At 65.6% G+C, this 608-nt stretch carries 1 protein-coding gene; it reads right to left on the bottom strand.

Going from position 1 to position 608, the window contains the following annotated elements; translation table 11 throughout:
- Nucleotides 1–74 precede the first annotated feature (74 nt).
- Complete coding sequence (locus tag ACY34I_RS40595) at nucleotides 75–374, bottom strand: transposase (protein ID WP_462760864.1); 300 nt, start codon at nucleotides 372–374, stop codon at nucleotides 75–77.
- Between the last annotated feature and the right edge of the window lie 234 nt (nucleotides 375–608).

Below are 608 nucleotides of genomic sequence, written 5' to 3'. Positions count from 1 at the left end.
CAAGGGTTTAGGGTGGTTGGTGGCGGGTCCGGGAAGTGGCTTGTCCGAAGGGCCGATGTCCGGGGTCAGGTCGGTCACGCTGGATTGCAGAGTCGTCCCCGATTGCCCTCCCGGGTCCGCCGCATCCCTTTTCCTCTGGTCGGCGAGACGGCCATGCGCGCGTAGACCACGTTGGACAGCCGGCGTTTGAGCGCACGCATGGCTTCTATGGAGGTCTTCCCGGCGGCCTTTCTAGCGTCGAAGTAGGCGCGGCCTTGCGTGCGGTTGCGCAGCTGGACCACGGCCATGATGTGCAGCGTGCGGTTGATCCGCCGGTTGCCGGCGCGGGAGAGCCGGTGACGCTTCTGGTCGCGATCCGCGCTCTGCAGCGTCACGGCTGGTGACCGGTTAGGCATCCGCTCTTGCCGATGACAGCTGGTCGCAGCCCCCGTACGTTGGCGTCATGGCGACTTTTTGGACCTTGGGATGCGATGCCGACCATCCGCAGCGGATCGCCGCTTTCTGGGCGCTGGCCCTCGGCTATGTCAAGGAATCTGGCTTCGACGAGCCCGATAACGCGTCGATCGTCGACCCGGATGGCCGGGGCCCCGCCATTAGTTTCCTGAAGG

Source organism: Micromonospora sp. RTBAU3-60, from assembly GCF_054963695.1.
The sequence above is the reverse complement of the archived record's forward strand: the minus strand, read 5'-3'. Positions and strand labels throughout refer to the sequence as shown.